Below are 17,447 nucleotides of genomic sequence, written 5' to 3'. Positions count from 1 at the left end.
CCTCCTTTAACATTTCGCCTTTATTATTTGGCTTTTTAAATTCTAAAATTACCCCTACATTACTTTTAGCATCTTTACCATTATGAATAACTAAATCATTTTTACCCTTAGTATTAATAAAATGATTTGTACCATAAAAAGTATGCTTTAAAAAATCATAAATGAGATGTTTATGAAATTCTTCAGATTCTGCTTCATTTATTTTATCAAGTAGATTTTGTAAATGAGTTTTAAAATTTTCAATGTCATTTCTAAAGGGGTTAATTTTCAGAAATGCTTTATTTAAAGCTACTCTAGGTTGTAATTTTTGTAAGTTCATTTTTTGCACATTCTAAATTTAACATTTCCAGCAAATAACCATAAAGTTCTAAACCCTTTTCATAGTTTTCTGGCTGGTTGAACAAATCATCACAAGCTGTTAAAGTATCAAAAGCAAATTGATAATTTCCCTGTTCACAATATAGTCTGTTAAATCATCTTCCCAACTACCTTCTATATCATCAACATAAATATGAATATAATCAGCACCATAATTTTGTTTATCTAGCTGCAATTGCTGGGATGCTTCCAGATACTTCCAATCTATCTCAGAATTAGACTGATTATAAATTTTAACATCATTAGTCATAATATTATTTTGTAGATTCCAGATAAATTCGCTTCTAGTACATAAACCTCTCCCCCACAAAGAAAGAGGCTTAAATTACCTATTTATTCCCTATTCCCTATTCCCTTCACAGTAACAATTGTCTCATCTCGGTTCAGAGAACAAATTAACTCCCCTTTACTATCCTTAGAATTTGATAATGAACTTACTGCTATGCGGATAATCTTATCTTTATTGGTCATTACTGCAATTTCCCCAATATCAGCAAGGGAGATCATCGCTGCTAAATGATCTGTTTTATTGGTAAACTTCAAAATTTGTGTACCTAAATCTCCTCTATTTGCTGATTTTAACTGATTTGCTGACAAAATCTTGCCATATCCTTCCTGAGTCACTAATAATAATTCCTCATCTTGATGCACATTAACACAACCTACCATCTGTTGATTACTTAACAGCCGGAATGCTTGTAAACCCATAGCACCTCTACCCATGATGGGCAATTGTTCATCATTGATGGGGAATTTTAATAAACGACCACTAGAACTAGCTAAAATGAGATTTTGTCCAGGGTTTGTAAATTGTAAAAATGATAATTGATCATCATCTTTAAGTTTTAAAATTGTAATTCCGCGCCGAGAAATATTGGTAAATTCTGTTAAAGAAAGTCGTTTAATTCTTCCTTGCATCGTTAATAAAACTATTTGCTGATCTTGATAATTTTCTGATAAGGAAAAACGACTAATTATACTTTCAATATTACCTTGAGCGGTATTGGTTAACATGGTAATTAATGGTGTTCCTCTCGGCGATCGCCCTGTAGTTAAAGGAATATCACCCACTGTAATTGGATACACCTTACCACTATTGGTTAAGATTAATAAATCTTTATGAGTGTCTGTAATTTCTGTTTGTACAACAAAATCATTTTCAGTTACACCATTATCTATTTTCCCTTTTTTATTATTAGGAGAAAGACGACGAATATAACCTCTTTGAGTAATTTCTAAAATTGCTGGTTCTGGAGGTTGTTGGGTTTGCTGAACTTCTTCTTTACTAGTAGTAGATTTTCTGCTAGTTTTTTCTTCTGTAAGTGTTTCTACCACTGTGATAATTTTAGTCCGTCTAGCATCGCTGTATTTACGTTTGAGCGATCGCAAATCTTTTTTCAAAGCCTTTAACAATTCTTTTCTATCTTCTAACAGATTTCTTAATAAACTAATTTGTTGATTAAGTTCTGTAAATTCCTTTTGTAAATGTTGTTGCTCTAAACTAGTGAGACGACGTAAAGGCATGGACAGAATAGCATCCGCTTGAACATCAGTTAATTGCAAACGAGTAGAAAGTGTCATTTTGGCAGTACTACCATCCGGGGCTTGACGTAAAATGTTAATCACATCATCTAAATTAGCTAAAGCCTGAAGTAACCCAGCAACTAAATGTACTCGACTTTCAGCTTTATCCAACTCATAACGATAACGACGGTTGAGAGTATCTTCACGAAACTTGAGAAATTCCTGTAAAACCTGACGTAAACTCAATTGACGTGGTTGGCCATCTACCAAAGCCAAAATAATCGCCCCAAAAGTGGTTTGTAAAGCGGTTTGATGATATAAATGCTGGAGAATATCCTGGGGATGAGCGTCTCGTTTCAGTTCAATAACCACGCGCATACCATCACGATCGCTTTCATCCCGAATATCAGAGATACCAACTAGTTTACCCTGATTCACCAAATCGGCCATTTTTTCGATCCAAGCAGCCTTATTTACCTGAAAAGGTAATTCTGTCACTATTAAAGCAGTGCGTTTTTTCGTTCCCCTAGATGCGGGAATTTCCTCCACTTTAACAATACCGCGTAAAACAATAGAACCTTTACCAGAACTATAGGCTTCTCGAATACCAGCATAACCCACAATTTCTCCACCTGTGGGAAAATCAGGACCAGGAATTAATTCCCATAACTTATCATCTGATAATTCAGGATCATCAATTAAGGCAATTAAACCATCAACTATTTCCCCTAAATTGTGGGGAGGAATATTCGTAGCCATACCTACCGCAATACCAGCACAACCATTAAGTAACAAAAATGGTAACTGCGCGGGTAATACCGTAGGTTCTTCTTGAGAATTATCAAAGTTACCGATAAATTCTACCGTTTCATCGCCAATTTCCGTTAACATTCCCTCCTGTCCCACAGCAGCGAGACGGGTCTCTGTATAACGCATAGCAGCAGGAGGATCATTATCCACACTGCCAAAATTACCATGTCCTGCTAATAGGGGATAACGGCTAGAAAAGTCCTGTACTAACCGTACTAAAGCATCATATACTGACTGATCACCATGAGGATGGTATTTACCTAATACATCTCCTACCACACGAGCGCATTTTCGATAAGGGCGATCGGGAGTTAACCCCAGTTCGTGCATAGCGTACAAAATTCGCCGATGTACAGGTTTTAGCCCATCACGCACATCTGGTAAAGCCCTTCCCACAATTACACTCATGGCATATTCTAAGTAGGACCTTTGCATCTCCGTATGTAGAGCCGTAGTGATCACCTGTCCCTTACCAAGAAGGTTTATCTGTTTTGCCATGAGGTTCTTCCCTGAAATTTCACTACACATTAATAAGCTACAAGCTATATATAATCAGTTAGCTTTCAGCTTTCAGCTTTCAGCTAATAACGTAAGTTGCCAGTTAGATGAAGTAGGGTGCGTCAGAATCTTAAAATTGGTAATTTTAACCTAAATTATTCTGTCTGACGCACCCTAAAGACTACAAAATATCCGAAAATTAATAACTAGCAACTTGGGTTAATAGTTGGTAAATAGCTATTTCTAAGTTATTATAAACTACTTAGTTCTTGATCTCTTAACTCTTAAGTGCTGATAGCTCATAGCTGACTCCTAATTAGCAACTTAGGTTACTATAGTATTTGATGTTATATCAGCATATTCGCTCTAAAAAATCAAACTGACACTTTTTGGTTTAGATATACATCTATATTGGTTTTATCACTTAAAGTCCCATGAAAACAGTTCTTATTGTAGAAGATGATTTAATTAATGCCCGTGTTTTTTCTAAAATTTTAACTAAACGCGGTGGTTTAGAAGTAAAACATACAGAAAATGTGGAAGAAGTGATGTCTATTGCTCAAACTGGAGCAATTCACCTCATTTTAATGGATGTTTCTCTCTCTCACAGTGTTTATCAGGGTAAGTCTGTGGATGGGATTAAAATTACCCAAATGTTAAAATCTGATCCACAAACATCTAAATTACCAATTATTTTAGTTACAGCACACGCTATGGAAGGTGATAGAGAGAACTTTTTAAAACAAAGCGGTGCTGATGGCTATATTTCTAAGCCTGTAGTTGATCATCAAGAGTTTATTGATCAAATTGTGGCTTTGCTGTAGTAGATATAAGAGTCACCGAGTCAGCAGTCCCATGGGTTGGGAAAAATTAAAACCTCAAGTTCGTTAAAACCAGTTAGGTGCAGCTATTATAGGACTTAAGCAAGTGTCACACTAAAAATCTGTTGTAGGGTGCGTCAGATATGAACAATTTGCTTATTTACATGATTTATACTGTCTGACATGGTTTGTGAGCTTGTCGAAACACACAATACTAATGTGCCAATTGTGTCAGTCCTCTATTATTCAACATTTGAATGGAAAATTCTTCACAAATTATTCATTACAAGGAATTTAAAATATTATAAGCTGTTGTGCTTTTAACTTGAATAATTAATACAAGCAAGATGCTTGTGCTACTGTAACTTCAGGTTTTTTAATTATAAAGTGAGTGCTGCACATTAGCTTAGTATTCGTTTCTTCATGTCAAGTAAAAAGTAGTTTAGTGCAATTACATTATCCTACATAATATTGACCGGATCCACATCAATTGTTAAACTTACTGATTTGGGACAAAGCGATCGCACATCTTCCCAATCTGGTAAATTTGGTAATGTATCTGGTGGGAATTTAATCAATATTTGCCATCTATAACGGTTTGCTACCCGTAAGATACTAGCTGGAGCAGGTCCTAATATTTCTAAATCTTCCTTTTCTGTCAATTTTACAGCAATAATTTGTGCAGTATTTTGCACTTGAATGGGATCTAAACTACTCAGCTTTAATAAAATTAGTCTTCCTAATGGTGGATAATTGAGAGTTTGTCTTTGTGCTAATTCTCTTGTAGAAAAACTATGATAATCATGTTGTTGCACTGCTGCAATTACGGGATGTTCGGGAGTATAGGTTTGAATGATCACCTTTCCTGGATCTTCCCCTCTTCCTGCTCTTCCTGCAACTTGGGTTAAAGTTTGAAATGTGCGCTCATTAGCGCGATAATCGGATAGGTGTAATAATCCATCCGCCGCCACTACACCCACTAATGTAACCTGGGGTAAATCTAGTCCTTTTGTAATCATTTGTGTACCTATTAATAAATCCGCTTCTCCATTAGCAAATTTACTAATGAGAGTACGATGGGCATCCTTAGTGCGAGTAGTATCGCTATCAAATCTAATTAAACGTAATTCAGGAAATTGTTTTCTCAATTCTTCTGCAACTTTTTGTGTCCCACTACCGAAAAATTTGAGGTATGGAGAACTACATTCGGGACAATGGGGAGGATGCGATCGCTGATAGTTACAATAATGACAGATCAATAATTCTGGTGCTGTTGTTTCCACGTGATGATAGGACAATGAAACATCACAATGAGGACATTCTATAACGTAGCCACAACTGCGACAAGACACAAAGGTACTATGTCCGCGACGATGAATAAATAAGATCCCTTGTTGTCCTGTTTGTTGCAGTTGTTGTAAAGAATTTTGCAATTTGCGACTAAAAATAGACCTATTTCCTGTTTTTAATTCCTCCCGCATATCCACTATTTCCACAGGAGGTAATGGTCGAGAATTAATCCTTGTGGGTAATGATAAATAATGGGAATTATTGTGAGATGATCGGGAAAATTTCCCTCCTAAATTTACCCAACTTTCTAAAGATGGAGTGGCCGATCCTAATATTAAAGGACAATTTTCCAATTCTGCTCGCCATTGGGCAACCGTGCGAGCATGATATGTTGGTATAGGTTGATCTTGTTTAAAACTACTATCGTGTTCTTCGTCAAGAATTATTAACCCTAAGTTGGGTAAAGGTGCAAAAACTGCACTGCGTGTTCCGATGATAATTTGTGGTTCTGCGGTGAGCATTTTACGCCAAGTATCGTATCTTTCCCCTTCAGAAAGAGCACTATGATAAACATAAACCTGATCACCAAAACGAGCGCGAAATCTATCAGTAAGCTGGGGAGTTAGTCCAATTTCTGGTACTAATATTAAAGCCGATTTTTTCTGGTTTATTAAAGGAGCGATCGCTTGTAAATATACTTCTGTCTTTCCTGATCCTGTCACTCCATGTAACAAAACCTGAGAAAAACTATTTAAAGAATTAATAACTTTTAAAGCCTCTTCTTGTTCATTTGTTAAAGTTTTTTCTCCATCTTTATCAACTTTAATTCCCTGCTCTCTCCGTAGAATTTCGCGCTGATCTATGACAATATAATCCTTATTACACAAGGCTTTTAAGCTAGAACTACTACTATGAGAAATTTGTAATAATTCCGTTTGCCACATTTCACCACCATTTCTTCTTAATACTTCAATAATGTCTTTTTGTTTAGTAGTTAAATCTAGGGGATCATTATTTATTAAAGTAACAGACTTTTGTAACTTAGGCTGATTTAACTTAGGAGGTTCTAAATAACTTTCAGCTAAACCTAATCTTAATAATTCTCGAATACCGCGATAAGCAACCTTAATTTTTTGCTGAATATAATAATAACTATAATCTCCTGTTGGTTGTTTTTGTAAAAGATTTAAGACTTGTTGTGCAATGGGATTAATATATATAGATAAATCTTGTTTTCCTAACTCAGTTAACTTTAAGCGACGTTGTGATCTTCCTAATAAACCAGGAGGTAAAGCCACACGAATTACCTGCATTAAAGGAGTATAATAATAAAGGGCAACTTGATTTAATAAACTCCAATAACTAGGAGGAAAAAAAGCACGACTCACTATATCTTCCACATCCTTAATTTTTTCCCAAGGTAAATTGGCAGGAGGTTGATTTAATAACTTAATTGCAATACCTCCCACTTGAGTTGCACCAAAAGGAACACTTAAAATATCCCCAGGTTTAACTTCTAAATGACTAGGAATTTTATAGGTTAATAAATCAGTACATCCTGGACAGTCTACCAAAACTTCTACCCAAGAATAGAGATTATTTTGATTACTCGCAGTTTGATATAAACCTTGAGACTCAGCAACAGTAGATAACTTAGATAAATTGACACTAATACTATACATAACTTTAAATTTCCTAAAATTCCCCGTAATTTTGGTTTGGAGATTTTGATGATTATGACACTATGATAGTTTTACTACATATTTAGCCAATTGTAAACTTTATATCCCCAAAAGATCCCCGATTTCTTAGAGAATTGGAGGATCTATGTTAGTGAATATATCCTTGAGGATATGTGAAATATCAAAAATCTATTAATTGTTATTAAATTAACTAGTTTAATGTACTTTAATAATATATAAAAATTACGCAAAGAAATTACTCCCGTAAATTACCAAAACAATGTATATATCTTGAGGAAAAAATTACCTATAATTGTTATATAAAGTTATATAAAATTTAAAAATTACCAAATAAGTAGTAGATATTTTATCACCATTGATAGATATTAAATGTTTTTTAGATATGGGATATTGTTAAACAATCAATATTATCCTGATAATTATTAGATTTTTGGTAGTGTGTATTATTTAGTAAATTTTCGTAGAGGTAAATTCAATAATTAAGAACATGGTAAGAACAACAATATTAAACAACAACCGGAAACCTGGAGAAACTTTGTTAAAAAAATACGAAAATTTAATATATAGGATTTTGTACCTAAAATTTTGATATTTGTTAAAGTTATTTTGAGGGGGTTTGACATAATTGGGAATTAATCCAAGAATAAAGAATATAGATAAGGAATCAACAGTCAGCATTTTGATAATTTAAAGATTATGCAAGAATGTGTTTAGGTATCAACCTAAAAAAACTGACTGATGAATACTGACAAATATAGGAATAATGCAGGAGTTCAATTTGATAATGTGGCCAAAAACGATCATATCAAGCATCATCTGTTTTGTGGGAATTATCACTTCCATAGCGAAAAATGTGATTTATTCTATATTCTGTATTCTTGTTCCTGAATGAATTAGGATATGTCAAATGTCATAAAACCTGTAAAACGTCTGTGCATTTTCGTGAATTATAGAGTTTAAAGGAATCTATAACTACAGGAAACTGATTAATCATTATAGGTTGTGTCTATCTGTAAAACCATAAGTCAAAAAATAATCTCGGCAAATGTGGCACATTACCAAAATACCAGGAGAAATTTGTCGTTCAATTATTTACCAAACAAAGTAAATATCCCTAAAAAACTATGAATCTTGCTGAATTAGGAACAATGAAAATACTAGAAATTGCTAGTGATCAAGAAGAACCATCATTGGAAAATCTAGATCAAGTAATTTTGGAAGATGCGGTAATTGTAGACAGTTTAGAGGTGGAAGATCACATTGATGATGACATGGCTGCCGCCAGACCTTCAGGATATAATAAAACTGAAAATGATGATGCTGTGGGTGCGTTTTTTAAAGAAATGGCGCGTTATCCATTGTTAAAACCTGAAGAGGAAGTAGAATTAGCCAAACGAGTCAGATTTTTAGAAGAAGTAAAAGATTTACAAGCTAATTTAGAATTAGAATTAGGACAAGAAGCTACTAAAAATCAAGTAGCATTACGGTTAGAAATGACAGAAAAGCAACTAGAACATCGTTTATATCAAGGTAGAGTTGCTAAGAGAAAAATGATCCGTTCTAACTTAAGATTAGTAGTATCTATAGCGAAAAGATATTTGAATCGAGGAGTGCCTTTTTTAGATTTAATTCAAGAAGGTGCAATGGGTTTAAACCGGGCTACAGAAAAATTTGATCCCGATAAAGGTTATAAATTTTCTACCTATGCTTATTGGTGGATCAGACAAGCAATTACGAGAGCGATCGCTAATGATGCTCGCACAATTCGCTTACCAATACATATAGTAGAAAAATTAAACAAACTCAAAAAAGCCCAACGAGAACTTAAACAAAAACTTTCCCGCAACCCCTCAGAAGCAGAAATGGCCGAAGCGCTAGAAATCACAGTGCAACAATTACGACAATTACAACAATTACGTCGTCAAGCATTATCACTTAACCATCGTGTGGGTAAGGAAGAAGACACAGAATTAATGGACTTATTGGAAGATGAAGATAACCAATCTCCTGAAGCAAAAATGAATGAAAATATGATGCGTCAGGAAATTTGGGAAGTGTTAGGAGACGTATTAACACCAAGAGAAAAAGACGTAATTTCTTTACGTTATGGGTTAACAACTAGTGAACCTTGTACGTTAGAAGAAGTAGGAAATATGTTCAATCTTTCTCGTGAAAGAGTGCGACAAATTCAAAGTAAAGCCATGCGAAAATTACGCCGCCCCCATATTGCTAAACGTTTGAAAGGTTGGTTAATTTGATTTTCTAAAACCAGATCCCCGACTTTTTTAAGAAGTCAGGGGTCTGTTAAACAGATTATTGATCTCTAACGCACCCTAGCAATTTCCCAGTTGTCTAAGTCCTGATATAATATATAGTTAACAATGTTCATCTACCCTAATTGTTAAGTAATTGATCATGTCTGATAATTTTATTATTCGTTCCGCACAACCCGATGATACTGAAACAATATTCAGCTTAATTCAAGGATTAGCAGAATACGAAAAACTCTCTCATGCTGTTACTGGTAATTCCCAATTACTCCATCAACATTTATTTGGAGAGCGTCAATATATAGAAGCAATTTTAGCACAATTACAAAATAAAATTGTAGGATTTGCGCTATTTTTTCCTAATTATTCCACCTTTTTAACTAAACCAGGAATTTATATAGAAGATATCTTTGTTTTGCCAGAATATCGCCGTCAAGGCATTGGAAAAGCACTTTTGAGTAAAGTAGCCCAAATTGCCATAGAACGTGATTGTGGACGCTTAGAATGGAGTGTTTTAGATTGGAATTTACCGGCACAAAAATTTTATGTGAGTATGGGAGCAAGTATTTTAGAAGATTGGCGAATTTGTCGGGTATCGGAAAAGGATCTTAGCCAATTAGCAAATCAGAAATGAAATAAGATCCCCGACTTCTTAAAGAATTCGGGGATCTAGTAAATTAAAGTAAATTAATATTTAATATAAATTAACATTTTGCTTAAACCCTTAATTTATCAATCAAGTAATCGAGTATTATCAATGATTACAACCAAGTTTGACAGCCTGTCATTTGACTAATGCAACCAGATCAAATGAGAATTATGAAGGATATTCCACCGACTCAGATATTGTTGCAGAGAGAACACCAAAATGAAAAAGATTATCTCCGTATTACTGTTAAGTGTAGCACTCTTCACTTTTGCGTTCAGCAGCCCCGCTTTAGCTGCTGATGGAGCAGCATTATTCAAAGCTAACTGCGCTCAGTGTCATGCTGGCGGTAAAAATTTAGTTAAAGCAGAGAAAAACCTGAAGAAAGAAGCTTTAGAGAAGTATAATATGTATTCTGCTGAAGCAATTGTAACTCAAATTACTAATGGTAAAGGTGCTATGCCAGCTTTTGGTAAGAAGTTAAAACCAGAAGAAATACAAACTCTAGCGGCTTATGTATTAGAACAAGCTGATGCAGGCTGGAAAAAGTAAATTAATATCTTAGCCTGATGTATAGATCCCCAATTAATATAATCAATTGGGGACTAAAAAATCACCAATTACCAATTACTAATAGTATTCTCATCCCAAATTTGTAATTTTAATTCCTGTAAATAGCGAATACCATTTTGAATTTCTGCTTGAGTACCTTGTAATTCTAAATCAAACCAACCATCTCCAACGGCATTATGTCCTAGCATTGCAGCTTTAATATTAATAGTTAAACCATAAACGGAAACTAAACGGGAAATAATGGGTTCTTCATGATAATTTTGAGAAATTCTCACACGAACTTGTTTCTTTTTTAGGGTATTTTCGTTACTCATAAAAACCTGCTAATTTTCCAAATTTCCAAACATTAACAAACATCAATTTACAAATTGACCACATTTATAACTAACGTTTATTTAGTAAAGGGTGATTAGAAATCGCATCTATACAGGGAAAACCTGGGTTTTTGATTAGTCTACCCAGGTGGACTTTGCTTGTGTAGCTGCGAATTATATTCGCTGACGGCCGAGGGCTAACTATTCCACATCTTTAATTTTAGTTTTCCTCTCCAATATTTCCTTTAATACTAAAGTAATAACTGCCAAAAATGCTAAAATTACTGCCGCAGAAAAAGCAGCTTCTGTTTCATATTGTTTATAGGCATCTTCCACAAATAATGGTAAACTCTGGGTTTTATTAGCAATATTTCCAGACACTACAGAAACTGCCCCAAATTCACCCATAGCGCGAGCATTTGTTAATATTAAACCATACAATAAACCCCATCTAATACTAGGTAAAGTGACACGCCAAAAAGTTTGCCAGTCATTTGCACCTAATGTTTTAGCTGCTTCTTCTTGATCTTTGCCAAATTCTTCTAAAACGGGAATTACTTCCCTTGCTACAAATGGCATACTCACAAAGGCAGTTGCTAATAACATTCCTGGAAAATTGAAAATAATTTCAATGTTTCTATCATTCAAAAAATGACCAAACCACCCTTGTCTACCATACAGTAATACTATCATTAAACCAGCAACTACTGGAGAAATAGAAAAGGGTAAATCAATAATACTCAAAACTATAGCCCGACCAGGAAATTTATGTCGAGAAATTGCCCAAGCTGCACATAAACCAAAGATAGTATTAATCGGTAATGCAATTACAGCTAATAATAATGTTAGCCAAGCTGCATGGAGAAATTGCGGACTAGTTAGGTTAGATAAAAAGGGCGTTACACCTTTTTTAAATGCTTGAGCAAAAACATTAATAGCAGGTATATATTGTACTAGAAATAAATAACCAATGGCTATGGAAATTAATATTCCTGGTACAAAACTCTTTTCTTTGCTATTTCTAGGTTTATCTATTGTCATATCTTCTGGACCAAGCCTGTAAGAAATTAATTGCTATGAGTAAAACTAAAGAAATCATCAATAAAACCATGCCAATAACGGTGGCTGCGGCATAGTCATATTGTTCGAGATATTGGAAAATTAATACGGGGGCAATTAAGTCTTGAAATGGTGTATTAGAGGCAATAATTACTGTTGAACCATATTCACCTACTGCACGGGAGAATCCTAATGCTATCCCTGTTAAAATAGTAGGAAATAATGGAGGTAATATCACTTTCCAAAATGTTTGCCATTGGGAAGCACCTAAACTCCAAGATGCTTCTTCTATTTCTTTTTCCATTTCTTGTAAAACTGGTTGTACTGTTCTCACAACAAAAGGTAAGGAAATAAATATCATTGCTACTGCTACTCCTAACCGAGTAAAAGATACTTTAATTCCTAATGGTGCAAGTAGTGAACCTATCCAACCATTATCACTATAAACTGTGGCTAATGTTAATCCTGCTACGGATGTTGGTAGAGCAAAAGGTAGGTCTATAGTAGCGTCAATTATGCGTTTTAAAGGGAAATCATATCTTACTAATACCCACGCTATTAATGTACCAAAAACCCCATTTATTAATGCTGCTAATAATGAGGTAATAAAGGTAACGTTATAAGTAGCTAATGCTAATTCATTGGTGGCAATTTCCCAAAATTTTGAGGTTTCTACTGTACTAGCTTTTAAGGACATAGCAGCTATGGGCAAAAATAACATAATTATTAAATATGCTATGGTAATGCGCCATGTCCAAGGTAAATTGATGATATTTTTGACAATTTCTTGCCATTTAGGCACTGGTTTATTATTGGTTTTAATGTTCGGTGATATGGTCATAATTTAATTGGTAATTGGTAATTGGTAGTTGGCAGAAGAATTAACAATTAAAACCTTAAAATTAATTCTTTTGCTTACTACTAATAGATGACTACTGACTACTTTCTTTGAGCTTGTATTTTATCAAAAACACCGCCATTTTCAAAGAATTGTTGTTGAACTTTTTGCCAACCTCCTAATTCTTCCACTGTGGCTAATTGTTTAACTACTGGATATTTATTGGCAAATTCTGGAGTTTTTGCTATAGTCTCATCTACAGGTCTAAATCCGACTTTGGCAAATTCTGTTTGTGCTTCTGGTGTAAATAAATATTTTACGAAACTTTCTACTACTTCACGATTACCATTTTTATCAACATTTTTATCTACCACTGCAATAGGATTATCAATGGAAATGTTGACTTGAGGAATGATATAATTAACTTTTACTCCTTTATCTTGTGCTAAAACTATTTCGTTTTCATAATTAATTAAAGCATCTCCTTGTCCTTGTTTAAAAAATGCGTCTGTGGCTTCACGGGCATCTTTTGTTAATATGGGTACGTTTTTGTACACCTGGGTGACAAATTCGGTGGCTTTATTTGTATCTGCACCTGCTTTAATGGCTGCGTTCCATAATGCTAAAAAGTTCCAACGCGCTACACCGGATGTTTTTGGATCCGCAGTAATCAGTTTAACATCTCCTTTAGCTAAGTCTGACCAAGTTTTGATATTTTTAGGGTTCCCTTCACGGGTAACTAAGGCTGCTACAGATTTGGATACAATAGCATTGTTGGGAACTTCTTTCTCCCATCCTGGTTCAATTAATCCCGCTTTCTCTATTTTTTGCGTGTCCAGTGCTAATGCCAAATGTACTATATCTGCTGGTAAACCGTCAATAACAGCCCGAGTTTGTGAACCGGAACCGCCATAGCTCTCTTTAATTTTGACTTGTTGCTGATGTTCTGTTTCCCATTTTTTGACAAATTTAGGAATTATATGTTTATATGCTTCTTTAGTAACAGCAAAAGATACTAGAGTTATTTCTACATCTTTAGATTTGTTGGGGTTATTGGCGGTTGTGTTATTTGTATCTGAGTTGTTTGTATTTTGACCTGAACAAGCAGCGATCGCTGTACTTAAAAATATACCCAGAAAAAATAAGGATAAAAACCTTTTAGATGAAGTAAAATTTACTTTTACCAGTGTTTTTTTGCTTTGAGATTGCCAGAAATTCATTTTCTCCCCTGATGTCTTATATCACTTTTATTCAACAGTATTCCTATCGGATAACTGTGGTAAATATTATAATTGCAGATATAGATCACAAATGCAATAGGCTATCAGGAAATTTTTATCAAGATAAAAATATTTTATAGTTATATACCTATATACTGTGAAAATGATCATTTCACTTCCATTTTGAATACTTATAAAAATCACAAATTTTATCAAGGAATAAACTAGGACTTAGGCATTTTTCAGGCATTTTCACGTGATTTTTTGATGATTTTTGAGCGATCACTTCGCTTGCCTAAGGCATCCCTAAGAGCCTGAAATGATGGCTTTTCGTTCATTTACATCATGGTGAATTTGTACAGTGCGTAAGTCCTATAAACGTAATTATTTTTGAACAATGCAAGCAAGATGCTGACAAGCTGATGTGTAGCTAAACTACTTACAGCAATTTTCAGGTAAATGAACCACGTTTTGATTCTGGTTTCGCGCAAAGATGCAAAGGACAATTAGCGAAGCAAAGCACTTTCAGTACATTAGGCGCAAAGGAAGACTAAAATGGGTGTGGTCTAAATACATGAAAACTGCTGTCATGATATTTTTAACGGTTCCCCTTGAGCAAATACTAGTAATTCTCCAGGTTGGATAACTGTCCAATGTTCGTTATCAGTTAGTGGTGCTGTAGCAATGATTGCGACGCGATCGCTGGCAGTTGTAACCTCATTAAAGTCTACCGTTATTTCTTCATCTATTAAATGTGCAGCCGCAAAAGGAGCTTGACGAATGATATAACAAAGTTTGGTGGAACAATGACTAAAAAAATGCTCTCCATTGGATAATAAATAATTAAAAACCCCAAATTTAGCAATTTCTTGAGTAATTTGATCCAAAACTAAATAGAGTTCTTTTAAAGGTGGTTGCTGATCAGGAAAATGATTTCTAAATGTATTCAATATTAAACAAAATGCTTTTTCACTGTCCGTATTACCTACAGGTTGAAAAATACCTCTATTTTCCCAATTAATATTTTTTTCCTGAAAATATGGTAAATTACCATTATGGGCAAATACCCAATATCTTCCCCAAAGTTCGCGGATAAAAGGATGGCAATTTTCTAAAGCAACTTTGCCCTGAGTGGCTTTACGAATATGGGCAATAACATGGGTAGAATGGATGGGATATTGTTTAACAAATTCGGCAATTGGTGATTTAATTGAAGGTTGAGAATCTAAAAATATACGGCATCCTTTATCTTCAAAAAAGGCTATTCCCCAACCATCACAATGATCATCTGTTTTCCCTCCTCTTGCGGAAAAACCTTCAAAGGAAAAACAAATATCTGTGGGTACGTTACAATTCATTCCTAGTAATTGACACATTTTTATTAATAGTTAGAAGTTAGAAGTCAGGAGTCAGGAGTCAGGAGTCAGGAGTCGGTATCGCAAACATCAGGCTAAAACTAAAGGTTCAGAACAGAAGAATTGGGTAAAAATCAAAAGTATTTTCGCAGAAAATATGGCAAATTCTCTATTCTGAATTTATTGATCTTCTGACTCCTTGATCTCCTCAACGATGAGAAAATGTTAAAACATGAATGATAGAAATGCCAATATCTAACATCCAAAATCCAAATTTAACTATATATGGTATGGGTGAATTTTGTTTTTTATAAGTTATGTTATGGGATGATTTGATGTTGATATCATTTAAGGATGTAATTAGGTTTAATTCCAGTGATTTATGGGCAATTTTTTGGGCATAGGCAGAGTTAAGATAGGCTAAATACTGGGGTTTTTCGCTAACGTAGCCTTGAAAAAAGGGTAAGGATAGTGTTTTGATGTAATGATGTGTTTCCCAGGCATTACCGACCATTTCCGGGGGTAATGGCAGTTGTTTACTTTGGGGGTTGCTATTACCAATAGCAGAAAAATGAGTAGCACCAACAAGAATTACTAAATATTTTTGAGCGTGATTAATCCAGGAAAAGGGTAATATTTGTTCTGATAAAGCGGGAGCAACGGTGTCCTTACTGCTACTAAATATCATGATAGGGGTTTTTATCTCATTTAAACCTGCTTTTCCAAAGATAGAACTGCTGATAGGGTTAATGGCGATCGCTGCTTTAATTCTGGGATCACGTAAATTATTATTCCTGTGATCAGATAATTCTAAAGCACGACATTGAAATAGTAAAGACATATTCCAAGAGTTTTTTAATTTTTGAGGATGACAGTCCTGTTTTAATTGTTTAAAGTTAATTTTTGCTCCTGCTAAAGCTAAAGCGGTATAACCTCCAAAAGACTGGCCTAAAATTCCTACTTGTTGTAAATTAAGATGCTGATGAAAAGGTGGATTTAATTCTAATTGATCTAAAATATATTTAATATCTAAAGGTCTATCTTTAAATTCACTACTTGCTAAAATCTGCTGTTGACTATATTGAGATAAAGAGCTATTTTGTGGAGGATGATTTGGGATAATTACGGCAAAACCATGAGAGGCTAAATGATCAGCTAAATAACGGAAATTACTACTATCTAAACCTAAACCATGAGAGATAATAATTACTGGTGCAGGATGGGGAAGATCAGGGATATAAATATCTGTAACTAATTGACGATGACGTTGAGGATCAAAAAAGGTAATTGTTTGTTTTTTAGCTTTAGTAATAGTGGTATTTGCTAATGATGATAAATGAGGAATATTCGCAACAGAAGACTGTTGTATTGCTTCTTTTTTTGCTTCTTGTTGGATAAGAGCGATCGCTTTTTTAGTATCATCAATAATAGTTTGTAATTGTTGAGATATTTGCCAAGTAGCAGCTAAATCTATATTGATATTACTATCAGGATATTTGCGTAATAAATTTAATAAATTTAAACCTTCTGGTTCAGCACAAGCAGCAATTAAAGCCTGCCGTAAATTAGTAATTTCTGCCTGGGATGAATGAGATTTATTAGTAATAGCTCTTGTCAGTCTTTGTAAAAAAAATTCTCCCTGGGGACTGTTCAGAAATTGAGCTGCAACGGAGGGACTAATTAAAATACGTTGTAAAAGAATCTGTCTAAGTTTTTGTAACTTATCAGGGGGGATATATTGATAATATTTAGCAATTTTATCATCAATGATTCCTGATTTTGCATAGCTTTCTAAAGCACTAATAGGAATAGATATTTTTAGTGCTAAATAGGAAGTATTAACTTGTTCTGCGGCCATAACACAATTACTAATAGTAAAAGTTGGTAGCAACATAGAGAGAAATAATGGCCAGGAGTTTTTTCTCAGGGTATTGCCTAAATTACCAAATATATTCATCGCTGAACTGTTGTAGGGATGTTGTTGAGCGAAGCTCAAATTTTGGTAGTTATTTAAACACCCTGATCAATAAATTAGTTTCGTTATTTTGATGATCTTTTTGTATTCTATTTAGCTAATTTACCGCATTTTTTTTAAGATGAGATTTGCGTAAATATTGCCTCTATTATCATAACTAATATTTGTTGCAT

The 17,447-nt window shown here is 34.2% G+C and carries 14 protein-coding genes; 4 read left to right on the top strand and 10 right to left on the bottom strand.

What is annotated here, in order from left to right:
- The 3 genes from H6F32_RS17010 to gyrA form a co-directional block, all read right to left on the bottom strand.
- On the bottom strand, window positions 1-319 hold a 319-nt coding region (locus tag H6F32_RS17010; RefSeq protein WP_199294612.1), incomplete at its 3' end, for a hypothetical protein.
- 99 nt (window positions 320-418) lie between these two features.
- The gene (locus H6F32_RS17005; protein WP_242031163.1) at window positions 419-628 is read right to left on the bottom strand and encodes a hypothetical protein; all 210 of its coding nucleotides are present in this window, start codon (window positions 626-628) and stop codon (window positions 419-421) included.
- 83 nt (window positions 629-711) lie between these two features.
- Window positions 712-3,210, bottom strand: a complete 2,499-nt coding sequence (gyrA, locus tag H6F32_RS17000; RefSeq protein ID WP_190370489.1) for a DNA gyrase subunit A — start codon at window positions 3,208-3,210, stop codon at window positions 712-714.
- A 434-nt stretch (window positions 3,211-3,644) separates the two neighbouring features.
- On the opposite strand from gyrA, the gene H6F32_RS16995 reads away from it, so the two are divergent.
- A complete protein-coding gene (locus H6F32_RS16995; protein ID WP_190370488.1) occupies window positions 3,645-4,034 on the top strand; it encodes a response regulator in 390 nt (129 codons plus the stop codon).
- Window positions 4,035-4,492: 458 nt separating this feature from the next.
- Here the strand turns inward: H6F32_RS16995 and priA are convergent, their stop codons facing one another.
- A complete protein-coding gene (priA, locus tag H6F32_RS16990) occupies window positions 4,493-7,003 on the bottom strand; it encodes a primosomal protein N' (protein WP_190370487.1) in 2,511 nt (836 codons plus the stop codon).
- Between the two features lie 1,145 nt (window positions 7,004-8,148).
- Between priA and H6F32_RS16985 the strand changes: the two genes are divergently transcribed.
- From H6F32_RS16985 to petJ, 3 genes are all read left to right on the top strand, one after another.
- Window positions 8,149-9,282, top strand: a complete 1,134-nt coding sequence (locus tag H6F32_RS16985; protein ID WP_242031162.1) for an RpoD/SigA family RNA polymerase sigma factor — start codon at window positions 8,149-8,151, stop codon at window positions 9,280-9,282.
- 157 nt (window positions 9,283-9,439) lie between these two features.
- Window positions 9,440-9,928: a GNAT family N-acetyltransferase gene (locus H6F32_RS16980; protein ID WP_190370486.1), complete on the top strand. Its 489-nt coding sequence runs from the start codon at window positions 9,440-9,442 to the stop codon at window positions 9,926-9,928.
- A 234-nt stretch (window positions 9,929-10,162) separates the two neighbouring features.
- Window positions 10,163-10,492: a cytochrome c6 PetJ gene (gene petJ / locus H6F32_RS16975; RefSeq protein WP_190370485.1), complete on the top strand. Its 330-nt coding sequence runs from the start codon at window positions 10,163-10,165 to the stop codon at window positions 10,490-10,492.
- Window positions 10,493-10,560: 68 nt separating this feature from the next.
- On the opposite strand, the gene H6F32_RS16970 is transcribed toward petJ, so the two are convergent.
- The 6 genes from H6F32_RS16970 to H6F32_RS16945 all read right to left on the bottom strand — a co-directional run bounded on the left by H6F32_RS16970 (window position 10,561) and on the right by H6F32_RS16945 (window position 17,295).
- Entirely contained in the window at window positions 10,561-10,827 is a 267-nt protein-coding gene (locus tag H6F32_RS16970; RefSeq protein ID WP_190370484.1) for an NIL domain-containing protein, read from the bottom strand.
- A 201-nt stretch (window positions 10,828-11,028) separates the two neighbouring features.
- Window positions 11,029-11,868 (bottom strand): sulfate ABC transporter permease subunit CysW, encoded by an 840-nt coding sequence (cysW, locus tag H6F32_RS16965; RefSeq protein WP_190370483.1) that lies wholly within the window; start codon window positions 11,866-11,868, stop codon window positions 11,029-11,031.
- The gene (gene cysT, locus H6F32_RS16960; protein ID WP_190370482.1) at window positions 11,855-12,727 is read right to left on the bottom strand and encodes a sulfate ABC transporter permease subunit CysT; all 873 of its coding nucleotides are present in this window, start codon (window positions 12,725-12,727) and stop codon (window positions 11,855-11,857) included. Before cysT ends, cysW begins: the two co-directional genes overlap by 14 nt.
- 98 nt (window positions 12,728-12,825) lie before the next feature.
- Window positions 12,826-13,944 (bottom strand): sulfate ABC transporter substrate-binding protein, encoded by a 1,119-nt coding sequence (locus H6F32_RS16955; RefSeq protein ID WP_190370481.1) that lies wholly within the window; start codon window positions 13,942-13,944, stop codon window positions 12,826-12,828.
- A 587-nt stretch (window positions 13,945-14,531) separates the two neighbouring features.
- The gene (locus tag H6F32_RS16950) at window positions 14,532-15,320 is read right to left on the bottom strand and encodes a class II glutamine amidotransferase (RefSeq protein WP_190370480.1); all 789 of its coding nucleotides are present in this window, start codon (window positions 15,318-15,320) and stop codon (window positions 14,532-14,534) included.
- A gap of 187 nt (window positions 15,321-15,507) precedes the next feature.
- Window positions 15,508-17,295: an alpha/beta fold hydrolase gene (locus H6F32_RS16945; protein ID WP_313926663.1), complete on the bottom strand. Its 1,788-nt coding sequence runs from the start codon at window positions 17,293-17,295 to the stop codon at window positions 15,508-15,510.
- Between the last annotated feature and the right edge of the window lie 152 nt (window positions 17,296-17,447).

The organism is Anabaena sp. FACHB-1237, assembly GCF_014696225.1.
Lineage (GTDB): Bacteria > Cyanobacteriota > Cyanobacteriia > Cyanobacteriales > Nostocaceae > FACHB-1237.
Note: the sequence above shows the minus strand (reverse complement) of the source record. Positions and strands in the feature narration are given on the sequence as shown.

Coding starts and splice junctions, on each gene's coding strand:
- H6F32_RS17005 (WP_242031163.1), bottom strand. CDS start 628: ATGACTAATGATGTTAAAATTTATAATCAGTCTAATTCTGAGATAGAT.
- gyrA (WP_190370489.1), bottom strand. CDS start 3,210: ATGGCAAAACAGATAAACCTTCTTGGTAAGGGACAGGTGATCACTACG.
- H6F32_RS16995 (WP_190370488.1), top strand. CDS start 3,645: ATGAAAACAGTTCTTATTGTAGAAGATGATTTAATTAATGCCCGTGTT.
- priA (WP_190370487.1), bottom strand. CDS start 7,003: ATGTATAGTATTAGTGTCAATTTATCTAAGTTATCTACTGTTGCTGAG.
- H6F32_RS16985 (WP_242031162.1), top strand. CDS start 8,149: ATGAATCTTGCTGAATTAGGAACAATGAAAATACTAGAAATTGCTAGT.
- H6F32_RS16980 (WP_190370486.1), top strand. CDS start 9,440: ATGTCTGATAATTTTATTATTCGTTCCGCACAACCCGATGATACTGAA.
- petJ (WP_190370485.1), top strand. CDS start 10,163: ATGAAAAAGATTATCTCCGTATTACTGTTAAGTGTAGCACTCTTCACT.
- H6F32_RS16970 (WP_190370484.1), bottom strand. CDS start 10,827: ATGAGTAACGAAAATACCCTAAAAAAGAAACAAGTTCGTGTGAGAATT.
- cysW (WP_190370483.1), bottom strand. CDS start 11,868: ATGACAATAGATAAACCTAGAAATAGCAAAGAAAAGAGTTTTGTACCA.
- cysT (WP_190370482.1), bottom strand. CDS start 12,727: ATGACCATATCACCGAACATTAAAACCAATAATAAACCAGTGCCTAAA.
- H6F32_RS16955 (WP_190370481.1), bottom strand. CDS start 13,944: ATGAATTTCTGGCAATCTCAAAGCAAAAAAACACTGGTAAAAGTAAAT.
- H6F32_RS16950 (WP_190370480.1), bottom strand. CDS start 15,320: ATGTGTCAATTACTAGGAATGAATTGTAACGTACCCACAGATATTTGT.